20 protein-coding genes are annotated in these 23,315 nt (G+C 37.6%); 9 read left to right on the top strand and 11 right to left on the bottom strand.

Annotated elements, in window-relative coordinates:
- Position 1: 1 nt before the first annotated feature.
- Positions 2–1,201 (bottom strand): cation:proton antiporter, encoded by a 1,200-nt coding sequence (locus tag ATS71_RS13795; RefSeq protein WP_058405344.1) that lies wholly within the window; start codon positions 1,199–1,201, stop codon positions 2–4.
- Complete coding sequence (locus ATS71_RS13790; RefSeq protein ID WP_058405343.1) at positions 1,201–2,406, bottom strand: tyrosine-type recombinase/integrase; 1,206 nt, start codon at positions 2,404–2,406, stop codon at positions 1,201–1,203. The genes ATS71_RS13795 and ATS71_RS13790 overlap by 1 nt, the downstream gene beginning before the upstream one ends.
- 139 nt (positions 2,407–2,545) lie before the next feature.
- On the opposite strand from ATS71_RS13790, the gene ATS71_RS13785 reads away from it, so the two are divergent.
- The gene (locus tag ATS71_RS13785) at positions 2,546–3,109 is read left to right on the top strand and encodes a YSC84-related protein (RefSeq protein WP_058405342.1); all 564 of its coding nucleotides are present in this window, start codon (positions 2,546–2,548) and stop codon (positions 3,107–3,109) included.
- 158 nt (positions 3,110–3,267) lie between these two features.
- Here ATS71_RS13785 and ATS71_RS13780 read toward each other — a convergent pair whose 3' ends face one another.
- From ATS71_RS13780 to ATS71_RS13760, 5 genes are all read right to left on the bottom strand, one after another.
- On the bottom strand, positions 3,268–3,945 hold the full coding sequence (locus tag ATS71_RS13780) for a DUF4145 domain-containing protein (protein WP_201020876.1): 678 nt from the start codon (positions 3,943–3,945) through the stop codon (positions 3,268–3,270).
- Positions 3,930–4,973 carry a patatin-like phospholipase family protein gene (locus ATS71_RS13775; protein ID WP_058405341.1) on the bottom strand — a complete coding sequence of 348 codons (1,044 nt, stop codon included), beginning with the start codon at positions 4,971–4,973 and terminating at the stop codon, positions 3,930–3,932. Before ATS71_RS13775 ends, ATS71_RS13780 begins: the two co-directional genes overlap by 16 nt.
- A 137-nt stretch (positions 4,974–5,110) precedes the next feature.
- Positions 5,111–6,517 carry an alanine/glycine:cation symporter family protein gene (locus tag ATS71_RS13770; protein ID WP_058405340.1) on the bottom strand — a complete coding sequence of 469 codons (1,407 nt, stop codon included), beginning with the start codon at positions 6,515–6,517 and terminating at the stop codon, positions 5,111–5,113.
- Positions 6,518–6,637: 120 nt separating this feature from the next.
- Positions 6,638–7,549 (bottom strand): citrulline utilization hydrolase CtlX, encoded by a 912-nt coding sequence (gene ctlX / locus ATS71_RS13765; RefSeq protein WP_058405339.1) that lies wholly within the window; start codon positions 7,547–7,549, stop codon positions 6,638–6,640.
- Positions 7,546–8,616, bottom strand: a complete 1,071-nt coding sequence (locus ATS71_RS13760; RefSeq protein WP_058405338.1) for an ornithine cyclodeaminase — start codon at positions 8,614–8,616, stop codon at positions 7,546–7,548. Before ATS71_RS13760 ends, ctlX begins: the two co-directional genes overlap by 4 nt.
- 166 nt (positions 8,617–8,782) lie before the next feature.
- Here ATS71_RS13760 and ATS71_RS13755 point away from each other — a divergent pair, with 166 nt between their 5' ends.
- The 5 genes from ATS71_RS13755 (at position 8,783) to ATS71_RS13735 (ending at position 11,776) form a co-directional block, all read left to right on the top strand.
- The gene (locus tag ATS71_RS13755; RefSeq protein WP_058405337.1) at positions 8,783–9,214 is read left to right on the top strand and encodes an Lrp/AsnC family transcriptional regulator; all 432 of its coding nucleotides are present in this window, start codon (positions 8,783–8,785) and stop codon (positions 9,212–9,214) included.
- A 469-nt stretch (positions 9,215–9,683) separates the two neighbouring features.
- Positions 9,684–9,971 carry a hypothetical protein gene (locus ATS71_RS13750; RefSeq protein ID WP_058405336.1) on the top strand — a complete coding sequence of 96 codons (288 nt, stop codon included), beginning with the start codon at positions 9,684–9,686 and terminating at the stop codon, positions 9,969–9,971.
- 154 nt (positions 9,972–10,125) lie between these two features.
- A complete protein-coding gene (locus ATS71_RS13745; RefSeq protein ID WP_152995686.1) occupies positions 10,126–10,521 on the top strand; it encodes a hypothetical protein in 396 nt (131 codons plus the stop codon).
- A gap of 109 nt (positions 10,522–10,630) precedes the next feature.
- Positions 10,631–11,179, top strand: coding sequence for a hypothetical protein (locus tag ATS71_RS13740; RefSeq protein WP_058405334.1), 549 nt, complete (start codon positions 10,631–10,633; stop codon positions 11,177–11,179).
- A 123-nt stretch (positions 11,180–11,302) separates the two neighbouring features.
- The gene (locus ATS71_RS13735; RefSeq protein WP_058405333.1) at positions 11,303–11,776 is read left to right on the top strand and encodes a YfbM family protein; all 474 of its coding nucleotides are present in this window, start codon (positions 11,303–11,305) and stop codon (positions 11,774–11,776) included.
- A gap of 278 nt (positions 11,777–12,054) precedes the next feature.
- On the opposite strand, the gene ATS71_RS13730 is transcribed toward ATS71_RS13735, so the two are convergent.
- A complete protein-coding gene (locus tag ATS71_RS13730; protein ID WP_058405332.1) occupies positions 12,055–13,047 on the bottom strand; it encodes a patatin-like phospholipase family protein in 993 nt (330 codons plus the stop codon).
- A gap of 329 nt (positions 13,048–13,376) precedes the next feature.
- Positions 13,377–14,120 (bottom strand): siderophore-interacting protein, encoded by a 744-nt coding sequence (locus tag ATS71_RS13725; RefSeq protein WP_058405331.1) that lies wholly within the window; start codon positions 14,118–14,120, stop codon positions 13,377–13,379.
- A gap of 122 nt (positions 14,121–14,242) precedes the next feature.
- Here ATS71_RS13725 and ATS71_RS13720 point away from each other — a divergent pair, with 122 nt between their 5' ends.
- The 3 genes from ATS71_RS13720 (at position 14,243) to ATS71_RS13710 (ending at position 16,409) form a co-directional block, all read left to right on the top strand.
- Positions 14,243–14,662, top strand: a complete 420-nt coding sequence (locus ATS71_RS13720) for a MarR family winged helix-turn-helix transcriptional regulator (protein ID WP_058405435.1) — start codon at positions 14,243–14,245, stop codon at positions 14,660–14,662.
- 83 nt (positions 14,663–14,745) lie between these two features.
- Positions 14,746–15,159 carry a translesion error-prone DNA polymerase V autoproteolytic subunit gene (gene umuD, locus ATS71_RS13715; protein WP_010556176.1) on the top strand — a complete coding sequence of 138 codons (414 nt, stop codon included), beginning with the start codon at positions 14,746–14,748 and terminating at the stop codon, positions 15,157–15,159.
- A complete protein-coding gene (locus tag ATS71_RS13710) occupies positions 15,147–16,409 on the top strand; it encodes a Y-family DNA polymerase (protein ID WP_058405330.1) in 1,263 nt (420 codons plus the stop codon). The genes umuD and ATS71_RS13710 overlap by 13 nt, the downstream gene beginning before the upstream one ends.
- On the opposite strand, the gene ATS71_RS13705 is transcribed toward ATS71_RS13710, so the two are convergent.
- Together ATS71_RS13705 and ATS71_RS13700 are read right to left on the bottom strand one after the other, a co-directional pair.
- The gene (locus ATS71_RS13705; protein ID WP_058405329.1) at positions 16,404–16,871 is read right to left on the bottom strand and encodes a hypothetical protein; all 468 of its coding nucleotides are present in this window, start codon (positions 16,869–16,871) and stop codon (positions 16,404–16,406) included. The two genes, ATS71_RS13710 and ATS71_RS13705, sit on opposite strands and share 6 nt — an antisense overlap.
- Before the next feature lie 130 nt (positions 16,872–17,001).
- Positions 17,002–23,313 carry a M4 family metallopeptidase gene (locus ATS71_RS13700; protein ID WP_058405328.1) on the bottom strand — a complete coding sequence of 2,104 codons (6,312 nt, stop codon included), beginning with the start codon at positions 23,311–23,313 and terminating at the stop codon, positions 17,002–17,004.
- Between the last annotated feature and the right edge of the window lie 2 nt (positions 23,314–23,315).

Genomic DNA, 23,315 nt, shown 5'->3' with positions numbered 1-23,315 from the left:
TTTATTTTGATGCTTTTTTAAAACTCTGCGCGATTGGTTTTGTACTAATGCCATGAATAAACACACTAAAAAATATTGTGCTCATAGCAATACTCGCAATTTGAAATTTATTTTCTATTTGCGTATCAATCACCATCAAAGTAAATACTATCGATGCAAGTCCCCGTGGTCCAAACCATGCAAAGGTAAATCGTTCTTTTAGATTTAAAGATGTAAATTGTAGCGATAACATAACCGGAATAATTCTGATTAGCGTAGTACTTAGCAACGCATAAACTACAATTTCAAAATTCATTTTCGGAAAAACTAAATACGCACATGCATAGCCAAATAAACACCAAATCATCAGCGACGTAAAATCAGCAATATGTTCTGAATCCTCAATTAACTCTGTACTAACCGCTTTAGTTGAAAACTTATCAAACAATAAACCCGCAACAAACACAGCTATAAATCCACTACCATGAAAATACTGTGTAATAGAAAATACAGCCATTGCAAAACCTAACAATAAAAATGGGCTAGTGTTTTGTGCAAAGTAATGTCGTTTCATTGCAAAGTTTAAAGCGGGAATAAAAATACTAATACTAACTGCAGCAACAAACAGTGCTAATCCAAGTTCTCGAGAAAATACATTTATAACATGAGAAGCGGTAATAGCTGACTCAGGGTTTTTAGCTAACAAAATAAATATTAAAAATACTGGAACACATAACCCATCGTTTAATCCACTTTCGGTATTAATACCCTCGCGAATTTTTTCAGGAACTTGTGTGCTTGCTAATAATCCTTTGCTTAATGCCGCATCGGTTGGTGTTAATATAATTGCGATTAATGCAGATTGAATTAATGAAAGTTCAGAAAATATAAACAAGCTAACACCTATCCCCAACAATAATGTTAAGGGGAGAGCAATAAATAACAATAAGCCTGGATATTGAAAACTATGCCTTAGTACGCTCAACTTAGATTTTGCCGCATCCGAAAATAAAAATATACTTAAGGTTAACTCTATAAACGGAAGTAATAAATCTACACCAGCTTTTAATTCACCGCCGTTATTAGGCAATACGTTAGCTAAAACAATGCCGCCCATTACAAAAAACATTGGGCCGGTGACTTCTGTTTTTTCTAACTGTCTAAATGTTAATGAATAAATTAAAAATAATGCACCTATAAAGGCGATAATTAAATAGGTCATTAAATTTTCCTTTTAACGCCAGACTTTGCTCGTTCTTTAATATTAGTTTGAATATAAATTTGATCTGTTGTCGCAATTTTTGCGTGGCCTAAATCTTCAGATAAATGTTTAAGCGGCCGCGTTTGCGCATCATGTGTTGCGCCAGTATGGCGAAGCCAATGTGCAGTAGCAGCTTCAAGTTGTTCGGCATCATCTTTAAAACCATCATCTAATAATGATTGTTGAGCCAAATCAAAACTTTGTTGTACTAAACGCCTAATTTGCCTAACAGTCATGCCACCTTGGCCCCTAATTTTATGGACCAAAGGCTCGGATTCGTCAACGCGGGGAAGGGCGGGTAACCCTCTGTATAATCTATAACGTTTTAAATATTCAACAAAATCATCACTTAATGTAACATCTCGTAATTTATTGCCCTTACCCATAATGCGTAAAAACCAAAAGCCGTCATTGTCTTGCCAAAAATGCGACATAACTGGCGACCACTGCGGGCGCTCTGACAATTCAGAAATTCGTAAATATAAACCTTTTAAACAAGCTAAGGTAAATAAATTACGTTCTAGATCTGGTTTTTGCTCGCATAAATCGCGAGTAACCCCAAACACATATTCCCACTGTATATCGCTTAAGGTGTCTGGGATCTGAATTTGAGATTGCACAACTAAATACGGGCTATTTTTTTTCACAACAGGAACAAAATTAGCAAAGGTTTTTTCTTCTAATAATGAAAATTTATAAAAAACATTGAGTGCAGTAAACATAGCCGATAATGTTTGCTGACTTGCCGTTGATTCTTTTAACATAAAAGGGCGCCAATTTTGGTTTAATCGGCGAATACCTTGCTCATCTTTATAGCGCCATTGCACTGATGTTGATGCCCATTTTTTGTCAGGCTCAACCATAAAATCTACATAAGCTTCTATGTCTTCACGTTTTAAATCGAACACTGATTTTTCGGAAATTAACCATGACCATAAATAAAAACGTTCAAGTTCGTTTCTAAAACGACTGTATGTTGCCTCTGATTTTCGGCCATACACATATAAAAATTGGTATAAAAATTTAAGATCAGATTCTGTTACAGTCAAGCTAACTTGCTGTATAAAGGTAGCAAGTTCTGGGTATTCTGAATTGAGAGTGCCATCATCAAGATGAGCAATTTGATACCTTAATTGTTTTAACGTATCGACTAACGCAACAAGCATAGTATATAAATATTCAATTAAATAAGTTAGTTACAGAATAACCTTTAAGTCCGATACTGTCTAGTATTGGACATAGTAATTAAATACTTATTTTAGACTATGCTTAAATTGCCATGCCAAATCTTATTAAGGAAAAATTATGAAACAACTTAGTATATTATTTTTACTTACACTCTCGTTGGCACTTACAGGTTGTGCGACTACCGGTAGTGCATCACCAAGCGAAAAACGGTCTTTAGTACAAAGTATGAAAAGCAACACGCTTAGTAAACTTTATACTAAAAAGCCTGATGTTAAAACGCAAATAGCAAATTCAGCAGGCTATGCAGTTTTTGATAACGCGAATGTTAACGTTATTCTTGCTAGTTTTGGTGGTGGTTATGGCGTAGTAAAAAATAACTTAACCGGTAAATCTACTTACATGAACATGGGTGAAGCTGGTTTAGGGTTAGGTTTAGGTGTTAAAGATTTTAACGTAGTTATGGTTTTTCATACCCAAGCAGCAGTAAATAGATTCATTGAACACGGTTGGGCTTTTGGCGGAAACGCAGATGCAGCAGCAAAATACGAAGATAAAGGTGGAGCATTGGTAGCCGAAGCCATTGCAGACCAAGTTACTGTATATTCTGTAACCGAAAATGGCCTTGCACTACAAGCTGTACTAAAAGGCACTAAATTTTGGGTAGATTCTGAGCTAAATTAACTATTAATAACTCTCCTAAAAGCGGGCTGGTTTGAATAATCACGCTCGCTTTATTACTTACCATTTAATTTAACATAACGTAATTTATGGGTTGCTTAGCTATATACCCAATATCCTTCACTGATCCTTTAATACTCTTCTTCTACAACTATCTATGCCTAATTACGTTCCATTTCATCCATATACTTCTCTGTTAATATTGAGCTTTGTATCCACGTACAAGTTAATTGAATTAAGATTTTTAAATCTTCAAGATTATGGTTTTCCCATTTTCTAACATAGTGTGTTTCATCATTACCAAGCCACACAGCTCTATTTGCACAGTTTTTTAGATTTTCATCTGTTACATAATTATTTATAACACGACTTAATTGATTTGATTTTATCTCTTCTTCTTTATCTGGTTTTATACTTATACAATAATCTTTAATTAAATATTCAAGAGCTTTTCTATAGCCAATACCAGCTAGCTCATCTAATTGCTTAAATTCAGCTTCACTAGCTTGAGTAAATATTTTTTTAAATGATTCCGAGGTTTCTATTATTTCCTGGGAAATATTAGGAGCATTAAAAGACTCTGGTATTGATTGTTCAAATTTAAAATTATAATTGTATGTACTACGAGTTTTACTATAACGACTAATATATAACCGTGCGCAGTTAAGGTTCATACATTCCATAGCAAGCTCTAACTTCGTTTTGTTATTCTCAACATCACCAGTTAGTTTAGCAAAAATATTCGCCGGTAATTGTGCTTGATTACAAATAGGGCATTTATCTGGCGCTCTATCTATATCAACCGTGATGCCGTTACCTAACTCTATCCTTTTATGCATTTTATTGTTTCCTTTTTTAATTTTTTATCAAACGCTTCAGCCAATTTTTCAGTTTCACTAAAAACAGTATTCCAATATTTAATACGCGTGTCTGCATCAAGATCGGTAAAGTCGTTTCTGTCTGGGATTTTTCCGTAAGGTAAACCGGCTATAAATTCTTTTGATGGGGTGATCATCACCACGTTATCGTAATTTTGTGGTGCCACTTTACGTTTTAAATTTTTATCAAACCACCCTGCTTTTGGCTCGCTATTAAAATGCGGATATAAAATTAAGCCTGGGTTATTAATTTTTAAATCAAAGTGGTAGTCGATTATTCCGCCATCGCGGTACATGCCTTGTGGCGAGCCTGCAATATTTTTTATGCCTTGCATTACAAGTGGTATAGAGCCCGATGCAAGTAAGGCGTCTTTTAAATTAGTTTGGCTAAGTGCTATGTTTTGCGTTTTAAAATTATAACTGTCGGTTATTGATAAGTTACTGTTTGGCGCGCCAAAAATAAAACGCTCATATTGCGAGCCTAATAATTTTCGGTTAACACGGTTGAGCATATAACTTTTTGATAAACCCAGTAGCTGTATTAATTTATTTTCGCTGGCAATAAAGCCATTCGATTTAGCCACTATAAAATGCGCTTTAAAAACGGAGTTATTTATTATTTCGGTTACGCCATTATCGCCAAATACATCTTCAAGTAATGCGCGGGCTTTAATTGTGATTTCGCTAGGTGTTGGTTTATTACTAGAATAGCGCGTTTGCGAATACGATTTTGCTAACCGCTCAATGGCAGCAACCGAATCGTTTTGGGCAAAACACGCAGATCGAAAAGCACCTGCCGATGATCCAATTAAGTTAAGGGGTTGAGTGCGGTTTTTAAAAAATTCGCCAAAAATATATTTGTCTAATCCAAATAAGGTAAACCATTTAGGCCCGCCACTTGCCCCTAAAAAAGAGGTAAATAGCTCGGGTTTAAAACCTTGTTCGTTTATTATTTTTGCTGCGTTCTTCCCTGCGACAATGTCGATCATGTCTGTATTTTTACCTTTTATATATCTATTTTAAACTTTAACACGCTCTAAATATGAATAGTTATGCAAAATTAAAAAGCGACTTTATGCTGCCATAAAACCGCTTTTTATCGTTAAAGTTGCTTAAAATACGCGAATCAATCCCAAATGCCGTCTTCGCATTTTCCCTGTACTTTTACGTCTTTTACTTTAAATTCGGGTTCTATACCTTTGTCTCTTTGTGCATGGTAATCATGTGTTACCGACAGAATAGTTGGCGTTAACAGTATGATAGCGATTACGTTAACCACTGTCATTAATCCTAAGGCAATATCGGCTAAATCCCATACTTCTTTTAATGTGGCCGATGCGCCCCAAAGCATCATTGATAAATAAAGTAACGTGTAAATACCGCGCCCTACTTTGTTATCGAGCTTAAATAAATGTAAATTACTTTCAGCATAGGCATAGTTAGCTACCACCGAGGTAAATGCAAATAGCGTGATAGCTGCTGCTACAAAGTACACACCACCTTGTGCTAAATGCGCGGTCATGGCGCTTTGCGTTAAACGTATGCCTTCCATTTCGCCGCTTATGTCTACATCGGCTAATAAAATAACGACGGCGGTACAACTACAAAGTACAATGGTGTCGAAAAATACGCCAAGCATTTGTATGTAGCCTTGTGTTACTGGGTGATTAGGAATGGGGCTTGCGCTTGCTGCGGCATGCGGCACACTACCCGCACCCGCTTCGTTAGAATATAGACCGCGTTGAATACCATTTTTAATGGCTGCGCCCATTGCACCTGCGCCCGCTTCTTGCAAACCAAAAGCTGACAAAAACACATCTTTTAACATGGCAGGTACTTGCGGTAAGTTCATAATTGTAATAATAACGGCAGCTGCTACAAACAATATGCCCATTAATGGCACTACACGCTCCGCAAAACGGGCAATGGCTTTAAAGCCGCCTAAAATAATTGACCCTGCTAATACCGTAATAACTAAACCTGAATAAAAAGTGGGTACTTCGAATGCATAGTTTAGTGCATCGGTAATTGTATTTGTTTGCATTGCGCTAAAGGTAAAGCCATAACCTAAAAATAAACACGCGGCAAATACTATAGCAAAGGCACGACTGCCCAACCCTTGTTGAATGTAATACGCAGGACCACCTCTAAATTCACCGTTACTATCGCGAATTTTGTATACTTGGCCTAATATACTTTCGGCAAACCCGGTTGCCATGCCAAGTATGGCAATAACCCACATCCAAAATATGGCACCACTGCCGCCAAGCGAGATAGCCACGGCAACACCGGCTAAATTACCCGTTCCTACCCGAGCACAAAGCCCGGTACACAATGCCTGAAATGACGAAATATCGTTTTTATTACATTTACTACTGCCTTTTAACAGGCTAAACATATGTTTAAATTTAACTATTTGAATTGCTTTTAAACGCACAGAAAACCATACGCCGGTGAAAAGTAAAATATAAATGAGTACCTGACCTTCTCCCCACAAAAGGTTATTTACACTTTTTACTACCGTATCGAACATTGCGAATTCCTTATTATATTTTTATAGCTATGCGCTTTAACATAGTCATTTTAAAATGTACTGGCAACGCTTACTCTTTCATATGCAATAAAGGCAACCATGTTGCCTTTAAATTTCGCCTTATTTGCTTTGTAAATGCACCCCTGCAATCATACACCTTACAGAGCCACCAGCAGATTCAATGCTAGGTATAGGCAAAGCCACTAGTTTAGCCGTTTTTTGTATCGCAATTATTTGCTCGCCTGTTAGCGCATTGTAAGCGGTTTGCGACAGCGCTAAAATTCGGCCGTTTTTACCTTTTAATTCAATGGCATTTCCGCAAAATTTATTTATTTGCTCAACTGACAGGTCGATTACTTCGTGATGGCTTTGTAAAAAATGCCCTACCAGCGCACTGCGCTGCGCTTCGGGCACCATACTTAAGCCAATCATTACAAACTTGCTGGCTACGCACATTAGTACATTAGTGTGATACACCGCTATACCTTGCTCATCAGCGGCGTTAAACACAACTGGCTTAAACGAAAGTAAATTACACACAGTATTTACTACCGACCTTGTTGTGCGTTTAGATTCTACCGCATAAGCAAGTTTATAGTGGTGATCGAGTACCAATGATCCGGTGCCTTCTAAAAATGCATTTTCTTTCGCTAAATGTGCATAATCAGTCACTACCGACACTTTATAGTGATCTGTTAAATAATCAATTATATCTTTACGATATTCTAATCTTCTGTTTTCTACAAACATTGGGTAAATAATTAATTGCCCATTTTCATGCGTAGAAAACCAGTTATTTGGAAAGACAGAATCGGGCGTATGTGTTTGCTCGTCTTCAAATAAATGAACGGTTACACCTTCATTTTGTAATAACTCAACCGCATTGGTAACTTCTTTAAAGGCTTGTTCGCTTTCATTTTTTGCTGCACATTCACTTTGAAACGCATTGTCGAGCATAGTTTGTTGATTAGACGTAAAGTGATGCGGACGCACCATCACAACTGCGCTCGGTGCTTGTTGTATTAGGCTCATGCTGCGCTCTCTTTATCTATACGCGGTACTTCAAGAACTGAAAATAAGTTACGCGGGTCGCGCTGCTGGGTGATCAGGTCGAGTATTTCGTATTCTCCTGATTTAATAAGTTGCTCGCGAATATACACTAACGCGGTAAAATCTTCGCTTGCAAAGCCGACACCATCAAAAATAGTAAGCTCTTTTTCGCTTATACGACCAAGGTGCTGTTTATTAATGACTTTATGAAACTCGGTTACAGCAAAGCACTTGCTCATTTGTTGAATTTCGCCCTCGATTCTGGTTTGTGGTTCGTACTCTACAAATACATTAGCGCGTTCGAGTAAAGCAGAATCAAGCTCGGTTTTGCCAGGGCAGTCGCCACCAATCGCATTAATATGAACGCCTTCTGGGATCATATCGTTTGTTAAAATGGTTGCGTTTGTTTTATCGGCCGTGCAAGTGGTAATTATGTGTGCGCCCTTTATTGCCTCTTCAACACTTTCACATACAGTCACGTTTAAACCTTTAGTGCTTAAGTTATTAAACGCTTTTAGAGAGGCCGCTTGGTCTATATCATATAAACGAATGTGTGTAATACCCAATACCGCTTTAAACGCTAAAGCCTGAAACTCAGACTGAGCTCCATTACCAATCAGGGTTAAGGTGGTTGAGTTTTTTGGTGCTAAATAAGTAGCCACCAGCGCTGATGTTGCAGCAGTGCGTAGTGCGGTTAATAGGCACATTTCGCTGATCATCACCGGGTAACCGCTATCCACATCCGACAAAATACCAAATGCTGCCACCGTTTGAAGTTCTTTAAAGGTATTTTTTGGGTGACCATTTACGTATTTGCAGCTAAACATTTTGCCATCGCTTACCGGCATAAGCTCTATTACACCATCGGGAGAATGTGCTGCATAACGCGGCGATTTATCAAATTCGTGCCAACGAGCAAAGTCGTGTTTTAGTTTATTAGTTAGGCTAACTAATACATTTTCTATTCCTAATGTGTTTATTAGCTTGGCCATAGCTTGAACACTTACAAATGGAACACCGTGTTTTGGCTGCGCTATAAAATGACTCATGACTACCTCTGTAATAACAATATAAACTAATTAAAATAAGTTTATCGACTACAGATGCCACTTAAAATGCCAATACTTTATACAAATAATGGTATTTTTTAGCTATTTGCTAGGCATAAATATAAATTTTTAGTATTTTGTATAAAAATTAGTTAAAGGTAAGCGTATGCTCCCTTATATTTATGACTCATTAGATAACGCCCTAATAGCCGAATTAAGAAAAGACGGCCGTGCATCTATTTCTGCTTTAGCTGATATATTAAACGTGTCTCGCGGGACAGTACAAAACCGCTTGGATCGGTTAGTTTCATCGGGCGCTATATTAGGTTTTACTGTGCGGGTGCACGAACACATAGAAACCGAAGCCGTAAGAGCAATAATGATGGTGGAAGTGGTGGGTAAATCGACCTCGCAAGTTATAAAAACAATGCGCGGCATACCCGAGCTCACTAAGTTACATACCACCAACGGCGCTTGGGATTTAGTAGCAGAAATACAAGCAGGAAACCTAAGTGACTTTGATGGCGTACTTAGGCAAGTACGCGAGATAGATGGCATTTTAAATAGCGAAACCAGTATATTATTGTCATCTACTTAAGCATTAATGTTAACACGTGAATATTGATATCGCCTTGCTCATGTTTGATCTTACAGTTTAAGTAATTAGATTTAGACCTCATTTAACAGACAGCTATTAGCAAGAAGTAGTTAGTCAAAAATCTTAATGTCTGAAGTCAAGATTTGACCCTAGGCTTTTAATGAATACTGTCGAGTGAGCATATAGTCGGCAATGTAATTTAAATACGCAGAGCGAGTTTTTATTTTCAATCCGTCGAATTTATGATGTATGTATGCACAGTAATAGCTCAGTCGCTCGCATAGTCAAGAAAACGACCCAGTCGCTCGTTTTATAATGAGAAGAAAAGCGAGCACGGATGAATTTTAATAACACTGGCAATTAGTTGACAAGTTTGTTAAAAATAAACCAATAAGAAAACGAGCTACGCTGTGGTAGAAATACGCGCGATTAGCTCGCTATAAACATGTTATAAGAACAGGAATGTTTAGTGATAGAAGCTCTTTTTTCTTTAGTAATAATGATTGTTGAAGCTGCTATAGCTGTCTGCACATTTATTATTGAATTAGTCTCGGGTGTTTTTGTCGCAGCAGGCTCCACCATTGGCGTATTTGATTTTTTCCTACTTGTTTTTGTTCTACTAGCGGAGCTTATTGTATGGTTATTGCTTTGGTTCAAGCAGCTTTTAACTTCTGCAATCAAGCTAGAAAGGCCAGCGGTGGTCAGAAAACCTAGGTTTTGGCGACCTAAAGCAAAACCCAAAAACAAAGAAAAATAACACTCGTGGTTGTTTTAGGTAGGTTCATATAACAAAAAAATTAAGTCACTCACTTCGTTCGCTGGGACGCATACACGCAGGGCGGCTTCGCCATTATGCCCTACGCGCCTGCGCCCCTTATTTAAAAGTTAGCTGTACTTAAGCATGGAGATACTTGAAACATATGTGGCGTGTCACGACCCTATTAACTTATTTAATGTTCAGTGGAAATGCTATTTCTCAGACTCCATTGACATTAGAAGAGCAAAAGAAAGCAGAGGTTTATGCTAATTATGTTTCTAGCCAAGCATTTGTTGAACTATGTTCAAAATTTGAAGCGGTTAACACTTATAAAGATGCTTTCAAACAGTGGACTAATATAAACCAAAATGATATTCAAAAAGGACAGAGTATTTTATCGCGTCATTACTCATCTCAAAAATTGGAGATAAACGAAGTTTTCAAATGGAAAACAGACGCAGAAATAAAATATTTTAAGGCAGCAAGTAAACCAGAAAAAATTGAAGCTTGTAAAAATCTACTAGTATCTGTTTTAAAGAATGCAAGTTGAACGTACAGCTAACAAGTTACTCAAACGGACGCTAAACAGTTGGCTAGCGCTCGTTCCTCGCAATTTTAGCCAACAATTTCGCGCCGCTTAGTAAGGCGTTAGAAAGCCTATGAAGAATTTGAGTTACCTTTTAGCTTTGTTGTTTTTATTTGGTTGTGGGAAGAAAGAGCCAGATCCTGTTTGGGATTGGGGGTATTTACCTTCGTCAGAAATATCGAACTCTAAACGAGAACAATGTGCTCACGAGTATTACCAGTCTTTTCCAATTTCGACAGATAGTGGAGAAAGCCTTAGGATTGGACAAAGTTCTATTTCCGGCCGTTCTCATAAACACTATTTGGGTTCTGGCTGTATGGTTGCTTCAGTAAGCACAAGAGTCTATTTGGATACTGACAAACAAGCTAATAACTTTTACTCGGTTTCTGTTTCAATGCCAACTTTTGATGATAGATGCAGGAGTAACTCTGACATACCAGCATGTAAGGAAAGCTCAGTTAGTCACACAGTCTTATTTTCTAGAGATATTTTAGCTAGTGAGATTGGTGACTATTTTAAAAGTAAGGCTATGAATCAAATCGTAAGTTATGATGAACATAGCCGTGTTGTAACTTTTCAACTTAGAAATAAAAGTCTTGAGTATAGAATCCAGGCTTTCTAACAAAACAAATTAAAAGTGCGGACAAAAACCAGTTGGCTTTGTTCGTACCTCACAAATTTTAGCCAACTAATTTTTGCCGTTTATTTGCGGCGTTATGTTTTTCTCAAGTAAGGAGTGCTGGACATGTCAATGATTGCGTCATTGAAGAGTGTAAATGAAAATAAACTAAAGAGTTTGTTATCAAACCCTGATGGATTAACTTCATATTTATATGAAGAAGATGGGAAAGTTTGTGATGTTGATAAAGCTTGGCATGCCATTCATTTCCTATTAAATAAGGCTGTATGGGAGTTTTCATCTATTGGTGGTTCTGTTTTTTTAGGTGGAACTCCGATCTCAGATGAAGATGTTGGATATGGACCAGCCCGATACTTTACCGCGGAAGAGAGCGCCGCAATCTCAGAAGAATTAATGGAAGTTTCTGATGTTACTCTTCTGAAACATTTTGAGGCTTTGGTATCTGAATCAGAAATTTATCCAGGATTTTCAGATAATGAAGAAGATAGAGAGTACATCGCTCAGAATTTTACACACTTAAAAGAGTTTTGTTCGGAAGTGGTTAAGTCTGGAAACAGTATAATTACGTATATGTGCTAAAAATCATAACACATATGAGCCTTAACTCTGTCAATAGGCATTAGTGTTCTTTTTGACCGTTTTTATAAATTGACGGTCAATTCTAAACCAATAAACAAATTCGTTTACTTCGTCTGTCGATACGGCTGTTAAAGCTAATGGGGTCAAATCTTGACTTCATACATTAAAAACCTTCAATGTTTTCTCGCAGCACATATATGACTATCAGATTTAGCTTAGACTTATTCAGCTAAACAACCGTAATTCTTTACGGTTGTTTCTAAACTATTTTTTTACAGCTACATAGCGTAGCTGTGTGCGTAATCTACAATGCGTGCATTTTGGCTTTTTAAGTATTCACGGCCTGCTTTTACACCAAGCTTATGATCTTTACGTAAATCGTCGTTTGTACTGCCTAACAATTTGCTGTGCAGTGTTTCATCTGCAAAAATCTGTATAATTTCTACATCACTAGGCGGGTTTGTCATAAAGTTTAGCTCGTCTAGGTAAGCTTGTTCATGCTGAATTAGGTAGTCGAGCGTTTTTGGGCAGTAACCTGCTGCCGTAGCAAGCGATCTAAGCTTTTGAACCCATGCCGATTGCGCTTGAAAATCAGCGTCTACCGTTCTTATAACCACAATCTTACGCGCGCCACGGTTGTACGCTTCGCGGACTGGTAATGGTGCAGCTAGCCCCCCATCAAGAAAAAAGTCTTCTTGAGGTTCGGTAATTGTATTTGTTTCGTTAGCGGCTTGTGCATTTAGCCAAGGTGTTAATTTAACACCTTGTTTGTACAAAAAGGGTAATGCGCTTGACGCTTTTAATAGCTCGCGCCATTGATGCTCTTCACCTGTTGGTGATAAGTAATACGCTTTTCTGTCACGTGCGTTTGTAGCAGTAATAAGTAACTCACGTTTACCTAGTGATGTTTTAGCTGTTTTAAAGTCAATTGCTCTATTTACTTCTTTGGTTTTATCAAAGTACCAGTCTAAATCAACAATGTGTTTTCCCATTAAGCCACGACCTAGTTGAAAAAAACGTTTATTACGAGACAGCCCTCTAATCAGGCGTTTAGCGTAACCTTTTTGACGAGCTAAATAGCTTGTTAAGTTTTGTGAACCTGCCGATGTGCCAATAAATAAATCAAATGGGTCGTAGTTTTGTTCTAACCACGCATCAAGTACACCTGCGGTGAAAATCCCTCGCTGTCCGCCACCTTCAGCAATTAACGCAACCTTAGGCTGTGCTAGTTTAGTTACTGAAGAAGCTGTTGCGCTGTTTAGAGAGTTCACGGGATACCTGCCTTTAATTTAATAATGTTTGTTTCAATAAATACATTTTATAGAATTAAAGTAATGCTTTAAAATTGATTGTTTAAATCAATTTGATTGATAAAACAGAACGATAAACCATCTATTAATACACTTAACTAATAGTTACTAATGCGTTTTGTTTTATTTTAAATGTTTAGGCATCACATCAATTAATTTAAGTTGTAAATTACTGATTGATGCCACTACTTTAACAAGCCTTAGGTGTACGCTTGCTTAACTAAAATAAAAATGAGTGTTAACGAGTGTATTAAATAACTAAGTAACCTATTTTACTTAGCTATAAAAAATTAAGCCGTTTGTGTATTAGCTTGGCGCTCTAACTTATAGTTTTCTGAGTTTAAGCCTTTTTTCCAATAACCTGATGACACGATATTAGTACGCGGTACAGCAAGCTTACTAGTTAATAGCGTTTTCAGCTCACGTATTAACCCTGCTTCAAGTGCCATAAATATAATAGGTGGCTGTTCATGTTGCTGTAGTGTGCTTAAGGCATTAGCCATCTCAATCTCTGGCGTTGTAGTTATTAACCAATTGACCTGGCGCGTTGAATCTAAGCTGATAATATCCGCTTTATTCGGGGTATGAATAAACGCGTCAATTTTAGCGTTTATTGGCAATTGCTGAACATACCCTTTAATAGCATTCACCGAGGTTAAATCGCCTAGTAACACATAATGTGAGTGCTGGTAATTTTCAAGCTTTTTAGGACCAGGGCCTGCAATAGCTAGTTCATCACCTACTTTGGCAACTTTTGCCCAATTAGTCGCAGGGCCTTGGTGCATATTAATAACAAAATCGAGCGTAATTGCACCATTGCTTTTATTTACATTTTGTATTGTGTACGAACGCATACACGCCGTTTTTAAATTGAAGTCGGCCACACCGTTTTTTGGAATAAGCACTTTTACATAACTGCCAATGTGATCAGAGGTTAAATCTGTAAACTCTTCAGAACCTAAAACTATACGTTGTAAATGTGGGGTTATTTGCTTTGTGCTTAATACTGTTACTTTGCGTATTTTTTTTGCCATATAAACTAACCTCATTGATTAAAAATTACTGCTTTATAAAGCAGATGTTGCACAACGCCCCATTGGTTGATAAAATCAACTATAGCAATTTAATTGACATTGTCAACCATTATGGATTTATTATGTATAACTCATTAGCCAATACATTATTTACTTTAATGCAAAATTACCGCGTTACCATACGCGAAGCGATTAATGCGGGCGAGCTTGGATTAAACGCAATGCACGTACGCTGCTTTCATATTATTGCAACCACAACTCAGTGCACAGCAAACGATATTGTGAATCAAACTCAGCGCGATAAAGCCCAAATAGCACGGTTAGTGAAAGAACTACTCGCGTTAAACTTGATTAATAAAACGGCCAGTGAACACGACAAGCGTTGTTTTATTTTGTCATTTACCTCTGAAGGTCGTACGCTTTATGACAAGCTATTAGCTGCCGAACAGCAAGTAAATGCACAAATGTGTAAAAATTTAAACTCACAGCAAATCAATGACTTTTTACACACGGCCCAACAAATGATCAAAAACATGGATTGATCTGCCATTCATTACTTGGCATAACGAATACAAAACACATATACTGTACACTTATACAGTATATGTGTTTTGGTTGTTTATTTATGTTTGTTATTCCTATTTATATAGAAGCAGGTATTTGCGGGTTTGAATCTCCTGCAGCACAATACACTGAGCTTGGCGTTTCCCTTGATGAGCTATTAATAAAGCACCCTGATGCCACATTTATTGGTATTGCGTCGGGTAGCTCTATGCAAGAAGTAGGGATTTTTGAGGGTGATTTACTCGTAGTAGACCGAGCAGAGCACGCTAAAGATGGCGATGTAATTGTGGCTAATTTAAATGGCTTATTTGTGTGTAAACTACTTGATAAAACAAACGCTCGATTGCTATCGGCTTCGCCTTTATATCAACCCGTAAATATTACGCCTAGCGATGAATTTCAGCTTGAAGGCGTAGTCAGTTTGTCTATTCGTATGCATCGCCAAAGCCCTGAGTTACTTTCATGTATGCCTTAGTCGATGCAGTAGCGTTTTATGCCAGCGCCGAAAAAGTATTTGATCCTGCCATTCGCTCAAAACCTGTCGTAGTACTTACCAATAACGATGGCTGCGTGTGTGCGGTATGCCCTATTGCGCGTAAGCTTAATATTCCTAAATTTGGCCCTTACTTTAAAGTTAAGCAGTTATTAGAACAAAACAATGTGGTTGTACGCTCTAGTAACTATGAACTATACGCTAATTTAAGCGACCGAATGATGAGTGTGATTGGTCGCTTTTGTGATACCCAGCATATTTACAGTATTGATGAATCGTTTTTGCACTTTAGCGGCTATGAAAACGTTGTAAAAGATTGGCATACTTACGGGCACCTTATTAGACGAACCGTATGGCGAGAAACAAAGCTCCCCGTGGGCGTTGGGTTTGGGCCAACGCCTACACTTGCAAAAGCAGCAAATCATGCAGCTAAAAAATTAACAGGCTTTGACGGTGTTGCTGTCATAAATGACGAAGCAAGCCGCCGTGCAATTTTACAACGCATGGACTGCCAAGATGTATGGGGAATTGGCAAACGCTTAGCTAAAAAGCTAAAAATAATGAACATAAATACCGCATGGCAGCTTGCCCAGCAAAACCCAAAAACTATGCGCCGCGCTTTTAGTGTGGTGGTAGAGCGCACAGTAAGCGAGCTTAATGGCTTAGTATGTTTAAACTGGGATGATGTACGCCAAGATAAACGCGAAATTTACTCAACTCGCAGCTTTGGAGAGCGTATTTGTGAACCAACCGCTCTTAAAACCGCTTTAATTAACCATGTTACTATTGTGGGTAAAAAACTAAGATCGCAAAAGTCGCTTGCAAAGCAATTATATATTTTTGCATCGAGTTCATCCCATGAAGACGTATTTTATAAAAAGTCTTATATGTATCAGTTTAGCATGCCAACAAACGATACCTGCGTTATGGCCAATGCGGTGTCTGAGGTATTTGAAAAAATTTACCAACCTGGCGTGCGGTTTTATAAGTGTGGTGTAGGTGCACTAGAACTCACCGCTGAGCAATTTCAGCAAAGTGACTTATTTGCACCACAACAAGATAACCCAAAGTTGATGGGCTGTTTAGATGCTATTAATACCCGATACGGCAAGGGTATGTTGGGCTTAGCAAGTAGTAAATTAAACGATCGCTGGCATATGAACAGAGATTTTTTATCGCCTCAGTACACAACCCGCTGGCGCGATATACCAAAAATAAAATGCGATTTATAGACGCTTTAATTCAAACTTGCACTGAACATTAGCATTTTTAATCAAGTATTCTAACTGTGTATCAGAAACAAAATTTAGCGTGCGGCTAACATCTAATATATCGTTATTACTGTCACACCGGTCTTGGCGTAAATCCATTGTTAAGCCAATACTCGTATATTTAAACTTTGTAGTTACTAGGCAAAAATCAGGGACTTTATTAGTTTGTGTGCCATTATGTAAATCAATAAAAGAAATTAAACTGCCAAGTCTAAAACCCAAATCAGTATTATTTTTATCAAGCCACATTAATGAGCCTGAATCGCAATAGCGAGCATCGCCAGAAACTAATTCATAATCGCCAACTTTACTATTAAACAAGCTAACAAACTTAGTTTTGTTACTAGGTAAAATCGTTTTAGCAAAAGACTGATTAGCAAAAAATAAACAACAAACACATAGTAAAACTTTATAATTTTTCATTAAAGAAACCTAACAAGTCACAATACAATTAGCTTAACACATTAAACCTACTTACTTATTTTAAAATTTATGCGAAAAAAATCCCTTGATAGCAATCAAGGGATTTAATAGTTATACAATTAGACTGTTGTTATTTGTAAAACAACTGTGCTCTTCTGTAAACAAACAAAGCGGTTAAGAGTAATAAGAAGAAACTGAAAGAACCTCCTCCACTTTTATCACCTTCTTTAGGTGTTGGCAGTGCAACAGGTACATCATTAACGGTAACGATAACACTTTGCTCTGTCTCCCCTTCACCATCAGAAACGCTGAGTTTAAAGCCAAGTTCACTTGTTACAGATACACTTGGTGCGATAAACGACAATGTATTTGAATTAGCATCTTCAATTGCGACTTCTATACCTTGTGTTTGAACCCAGCTGTAAGTAAGTTCAGATGACTCTTTGTCTGTTGCAGTTGCTGTAACGCTAACGTCTTTACCCTCATCAACCGATAAAGAAGATGAGCTCAACTCAACTGCTGGTAATTGATTAACGTGCATAAAGGTCACTGTATATACCTCTGTGAACTGCTCGTAACCATCTGAGATTAATAAAGTGATATCTGTAGTGAACGTTTCCTCTAATTCACCTACAGTCAGTGTCGCTTTACTGTCTGTCTCTAAAGGCGCCAGTGATAATTGAGGATGATCAATACTCCACTCAAAACTTAGCAAATCACCATCAGGATCTGTTGTTCCTGACGCATCAAGCTCAGTAGTTGAAAGCTCTTCAATGGTTGCTGGAATTGTTATATCTAAAACAGGCGCTTGGTTTAAACTTTCTTCAGCTAACTTAGCAACTAATTCAATCACACCATTAACTTCACCGTCTAAGTCAAATTCACTGCCGTCTGTTACTGCAAAAGTAAAGCAACCTGAACAAATTTGCTCGTACACGTTACCAGTTAGCTTTGCAACCGACTGCCAACCTGTATTAGATAACAAACGAATTTGCATTTCTGAACTTAAAATAGAGTTAACGTACTCTGGTATCGCAATTTCAGCGGTACCCGATGAATTTGAAAGGGTAATATGAATATTTACAATATCACTTTTAGCTTGAAAGTGAGGTTCTGTAATATCTAAGCTATCAAAGTAAGTACTTAAGTCTTGCTCTGAAATAGACATATCAGCAATCATTTGCGTTACAGTAGTCTGTTTAATGTTACCTACTGACAAGTGATTAAACTCATCGATGCTACGAACCATATTACCTGAATCTAAAACAGCTGAATGCGTAATAGAAGAGCTATCTAAGTAATCAACAATGCCGTCTTTATCGCCATCGCTCACACCTTCTTCAGCATCAGGAATACCATCACCATCAGTATCTAACTCAGGATCATTAAAAGTAACTGCGTCAATCACACGTAAACTAATTTTATCCGTTGCAACAGCTTCGCTATTTTGTTTTATAGTAAACGTAATGTCTAGATTGTTAGAGTCCGTGAGCAATTGAGGCGTAAAAGTAATATTCCACTTTGAGGGACCAATTTTATTTACAAAATAATCACCTTGTGAAGATAGCTGGAGCTCTATTGAATTATCAGCTTCTGGACTAGGTAAATTAACTGCATGAACATCAACAATAAAGTCTGACGAATCACGTTGAACCATCTTGCTTATTACTTTTCCATTTTGATATAGATTAGTAATAAATTCAGGTTTTGCAGTTTCATTTAGAAAAACTAACTGGCTAGTATCATTTCCATCGGTAAATGAATTGTTTGTCGTATTAATGCGAATATTCGACGCATTTTCAAAGAACTCACGTTCTAGCTCTACCTTGACAAGGCCATGATGGTTTGTAGATATATATTTACTAGTATTATTGCCAATAAGATCAAAGCTTACTGAACCGTATGGGCTTTTACCACTTATGAGTACATCAATAACCACATTACCATTTTGGTAAACATACGTAGTAGGCTGGATACTGACTTTAGGAAAAACATAAGCATTTATTTCACCTGTAGAAGTATTACCCGCTCCATCAACGGCAGAAACAGGAATTAAAATATCCCCGGTTCTAAACACAAAGTTACTATCAATATCGATAATAGCTACACCCGATACACTATCGTAGATAGCATTAGAGTTAAATAATGCCGCTTTTATGTCATCGATTGAGCTTCCATAAACATTAACTGAGTAATAGTCTTGTATAACAGGTGGCGTTGTGTCAACTAAGGTTACCGTTTGAATAGCCGTCGTTTCGTTACCAACATAATCACGAGCAACCCATGTGATTTGATGTTCACCAAGGGGCAACCATGAGCCAGAGAAAGTATAAACATAAGGTTCTAAATGTCCGTTATCAGTCGCCTCAGGAACAAAAATATTTATAAGGTTAGTATTTTGAGACGTTGCTTCAAGAGTAATAGGCTCTAAACTTGATACAAAAACAGGGGCTATATTTTCACCCAAGCTAGAATCAGTTGGGTGACTATCTTCACTATCTTGCACACCGTCGCCGTCTGTATCTGTAGAAAGCGGATTACTAGACATCTGATACTCGTTTAAATTAGATAAACCGTCGTAGTCTGAATCATTTGATGCATCATTAGAATTAAGTGCATTTAGTCCATTCTGTGCTTCCCAATAATCTGGAATACCGTCGCCATCAAAGTCACTAACTACATCCAGCTCAGCAGTCCATGAAATATTATCAACTGAAAAAGGCATATCTGCTAAGTAAGGGCTTTCGTATTTTACCTTCACAATATTAAAACCATCATTTACCGGAATTAACAAGCGAGAGCGATAATGCTTAATATTGTACTGAGTACCGTTAACACTAATTTGGAATGATGAGTTATTGTTTGAAAAGTAATCTAAATTAATGAACCCTGCCTCAAATAACCCTGCAATTGCAAAGCCGCTTATACTACCTGCTGGAGAAGTATTTAGGCTTAAACTTGATGAACCATCCGTAGACCAGTTGGTATTAAGCTGCCATTGTGTAGTATGTTCTGCAAGCTCTGTAAATATAGCTGGCAAAAGCCCTTCTTCAAAGCTTTCATTTAGCTGAGAAAAAGACTGCACAGTTGATGTTGCGTCATTAGCAAGGCTTTGCCCATAGAACTCTTGGATATTAGTGTAACCATCAGCATCAAAATCTAAACTTGCATCCGAAGGGTCAAGTGGTAGCAAGCCATTATTAACTTCATAGCCATCACTTAACTCATCAGAATCTGTGTCAGCTGAATTTGGATTTGTTCCTAGGTTATACTCATCAAGGGCTGAAAGGCTGTCAGCGTCATTGTCAGATTGTGCATCACTTGCATCAAAACGATTTAAACCATTTAGTAGTTCCCAGTAGTCTGGTATTTGATCGTTATCAGTATCGGTTTGATCACCGACTGGAAGCATAACAAAGTTATCAAGCCATACTGCATCAGCATCAGTTGATACTGATCCGTCTTTGGTATACTTGAACTCAATCTTATGCACCCCTTCACTAATATTAACTAAAAATGAAGTTGGTTCAGGTGCTTCTAAATTTCCACGCTCAGCAAAACCAATAACTTCTTGGCCATCTATAGTCACCATAAAAAAGTCACAACAATATTCAGAATCAATTTTATAATCGAACGCTAAAACCCCTTCTTCAAATAAACCCGTGACAGTAAACCCGCTAAACTGAGAATCAGAGATATCTCCTGAACGAATACTTTGTGAGCCCTGTGTGGCAAAGTCGTCTGTGATAAACCACGGCGCACTTGAGTTTGCTGATTCAATCATCCATGTTGGAAGTGTATCGCTTTCAAATGACGTTGTGATATTTAAAGCAACAGGGTAAGAGGTATCTGACTGAGGGTCTGTATTTGCTTGAAACTCTGTAAGGTTAGTAAATCCATCATTGTCAGCATCTTGTGACGCATCTGAGGCATCCGTAAGATTTAGGCTGTTGTTATATTCCCACCCATCAGGCATTAAATCGCCATCAGTATCTGAGATGTTAGGTAAACCATTATTTAAAAACTCAAGAAGGTTAGATAAACCATCGTTGTCTAAATCAAGTGCTGAATCGTCAGTATTTATATCCAAACCATAAGATAATTCCCACATATCTGACATACCATCACCGTCAGAATCAGGGAAGCTAGGCCCAATATATAAATTATCGATAAATACAGCATCTAAACCTTCAGACACTATAACGTCTTTAGTGTACACAAACTTAACTGTATTGAACCCAGCAGGAACTGGAAAAGAAGCCACCTTCCAGTCAGTTAGGCCTGACTCATTAAGCACTAATGAATCGTTAATATAAACTTTGAAAAAGTCATAAGTTGCTTCAGTTTCCAATAGGTAGTTAAAGTTAACAAAACGTTGTTCGTCACTTAAAAATTGAAACTCAATGCTCGTTTGTTGCGAATCAGGAATATCACTGCTAGATAACACTAAGCCATCATGACCGTCATAATTAGTAATAAACCAAGGCGCTTGAGGATTTGAAGAAACTAATAATTCAGGGACAACTGCGTCATCAAAATTATAGGTAGTTTCAGGAAAAACAGAAGGTTCAGAGTTTGGATCAGTTGGGTCGCTGTTACCATAATACTCAATTAAGTTAACCCAGCTATCGGCATCAAAATCAAGTTCTGCATCAGCTGCATCAAGTGGATTAAAAGCAAAAGTGACTTCCCAACCATCTGGCATACGATCGGAATCTGAATCCGCATTGTTAGGCAGTGTCATGTAGACGTTTAATTCATCGTAATCAGATAAACTATCAGCATCAGAATCAACTAAGTTTGGAAAAGTATTTGCCAAGTATTCTTCCAAGTTAGAAAGGCCATCTTGGTCTAAATCTAAATTGGCGTCATCGGCATCTGAAGGGTCTAGTCCGTATAAAAGTTCCCAGTTATCATCCATTAAATCTGAATCAGTATCGACAAACTTAATATTATCGCAAATAACTTCTACTTCATTAAATGCTGAAATTACATCAGATGCATTATAGTTTAAGTCAATTGCAGAGTTGATTGCTCCACATGCACCATCGATAAAACCACTCGAATTAACCCAGTAGTTTTGATTTGCTTTTAGCATTATTTCAAACGCTTTTTGAGGATCCCAGCCATCAGTATTTGAAAGCAGGAAAAAAGCACGGTTAAAAACACCACTACTAAAGTGAACATCCATGCCCGGGTAAAAATCGCTGGCTTTATCAATAGAAACACCATCTAATGAAGGCGTTTCAAAGTAACGAAGAGCTGGATCTACTTTTGAAATATCCGCCCCTGATAACCAGTCGGTTTCACCACGTAAAAAATACTCTGCAGTTTCACCTGCCATATCAGAGAAAGACTCGTTAATTCCGCCTGATTGATTAGAGTAAATAAGATTGGAGTTTTGACTAGTAAAGCCGTGGCTAACCTCATGAGATACAATATCAAGTGAAACCAGCGGGTATAACCTATCAGCGCCATCACCAAAGGTCATTGCTTGGCCATTCCAGGTGGCATTTTCCCAGTTATCCCCACTGTGAACTCGCATTAACAATTGAAATGTAAGCGGTGCAGTGTTGTACCATTGCTGATACATATCAAAAACAGCGGTTCCAAATGCATGAGCGTCATTTAATGGAGAAAAAGCACCATTTATTTCCTTATGTGTATTACGATCACATATGAATGAAAAGGCTTCACTTGGCTCAGAGCCCGACTCCATGGTGACCGTTTTTACTTTGTCATTTTCTAAAAAACAGGTCTCACCAACTTGAGTAACATTAAAGGCGTCTTTATCTGTACCGTATTCATACTGGCCAATCTTTTGATTACCACCAGGTCCTGTCCCGTCAACACTTTGAATATTGTCCCACAGTTCAAAAATCTGATAAGTCGATTCACTTATTAAACCTATTGGCATTTTTTCAATGCCATTCTCAGTTACTTTGAGTTCAATTAAGCGAACGTAGTAAGCTTTTCCATCATGAATATAAATGTAGCGCTTATTATTTATTATTTCACTCTCTAGTGAATCATCTAATTTAGACTTAGTCAGCAACGATTTAACCGCCTTTGACTGATCAAAAGTGGTGCTCGCGGTTTTATTCAAAGATGCAAAGTTAATGTTTTTAGCAAAAAAACCACTAATATGTTCAGAGTTAGATTGAACTCTAATTTGCTGCCCCCATACTGGAACCCCAGAAAAGTATTGCTGCATCTTTTTAGAAGATGCATTAACTTGTTGTGAAAGGCTCAATTGAGGTTGTTCTAATTCTACAAAATAAGAACTTGCCGAAGATGTATTGGCAATAGAAGGGTTTTGATTTAAAAGTTGCTTAACTTCTTGGGTGGATGATTTATTTATTCGCTGTGAAACAGCAGCTTGAGAACTTAGCGTGTTCAAAAAGCAAAATGCTATCAATCCTGATGAAAGTGTTTTATACATAA

Source organism: Pseudoalteromonas sp. H71 (genome assembly GCF_001468485.1).
In the GTDB taxonomy this organism is placed as follows: Bacteria; Pseudomonadota; Gammaproteobacteria; order Enterobacterales; family Alteromonadaceae; genus Pseudoalteromonas.
This window is presented reverse-complemented; position numbering and strand designations above follow the sequence as displayed.

Coding starts and splice junctions, on each gene's coding strand:
- ATS71_RS13740 (WP_058405334.1), top strand. CDS start 10,631: ATGAAGAATTTGAGTTACCTTTTAGCTTTGTTGTTTTTATTTGGTTGT.
- ATS71_RS13780 (WP_201020876.1), bottom strand. CDS start 3,945: ATGCATAAAAGGATAGAGTTAGGTAACGGCATCACGGTTGATATAGAT.
- ATS71_RS13735 (WP_058405333.1), top strand. CDS start 11,303: ATGTCAATGATTGCGTCATTGAAGAGTGTAAATGAAAATAAACTAAAG.
- ATS71_RS13720 (WP_058405435.1), top strand. CDS start 14,243: ATGTATAACTCATTAGCCAATACATTATTTACTTTAATGCAAAATTAC.
- ATS71_RS13760 (WP_058405338.1), bottom strand. CDS start 8,616: ATGAGTCATTTTATAGCGCAGCCAAAACACGGTGTTCCATTTGTAAGT.
- ATS71_RS13790 (WP_058405343.1), bottom strand. CDS start 2,406: ATGCTTGTTGCGTTAGTCGATACGTTAAAACAATTAAGGTATCAAATT.
- ATS71_RS13710 (WP_058405330.1), top strand. CDS start 15,147: ATGTATGCCTTAGTCGATGCAGTAGCGTTTTATGCCAGCGCCGAAAAA.
- ATS71_RS13775 (WP_058405341.1), bottom strand. CDS start 4,973: ATGATCGACATTGTCGCAGGGAAGAACGCAGCAAAAATAATAAACGAA.
- umuD (WP_010556176.1), top strand. CDS start 14,746: ATGTTTGTTATTCCTATTTATATAGAAGCAGGTATTTGCGGGTTTGAA.
- ATS71_RS13725 (WP_058405331.1), bottom strand. CDS start 14,120: ATGGCAAAAAAAATACGCAAAGTAACAGTATTAAGCACAAAGCAAATA.
- ATS71_RS13755 (WP_058405337.1), top strand. CDS start 8,783: ATGCTCCCTTATATTTATGACTCATTAGATAACGCCCTAATAGCCGAA.
- ctlX (WP_058405339.1), bottom strand. CDS start 7,549: ATGAGCCTAATACAACAAGCACCGAGCGCAGTTGTGATGGTGCGTCCG.
- ATS71_RS13795 (WP_058405344.1), bottom strand. CDS start 1,201: ATGACCTATTTAATTATCGCCTTTATAGGTGCATTATTTTTAATTTAT.
- ATS71_RS13770 (WP_058405340.1), bottom strand. CDS start 6,517: ATGTTCGATACGGTAGTAAAAAGTGTAAATAACCTTTTGTGGGGAGAA.
- ATS71_RS13785 (WP_058405342.1), top strand. CDS start 2,546: ATGAAACAACTTAGTATATTATTTTTACTTACACTCTCGTTGGCACTT.
- ATS71_RS13705 (WP_058405329.1), bottom strand. CDS start 16,871: ATGAAAAATTATAAAGTTTTACTATGTGTTTGTTGTTTATTTTTTGCT.
- ATS71_RS13700 (WP_058405328.1), bottom strand. CDS start 23,313: ATGTATAAAACACTTTCATCAGGATTGATAGCATTTTGCTTTTTGAAC.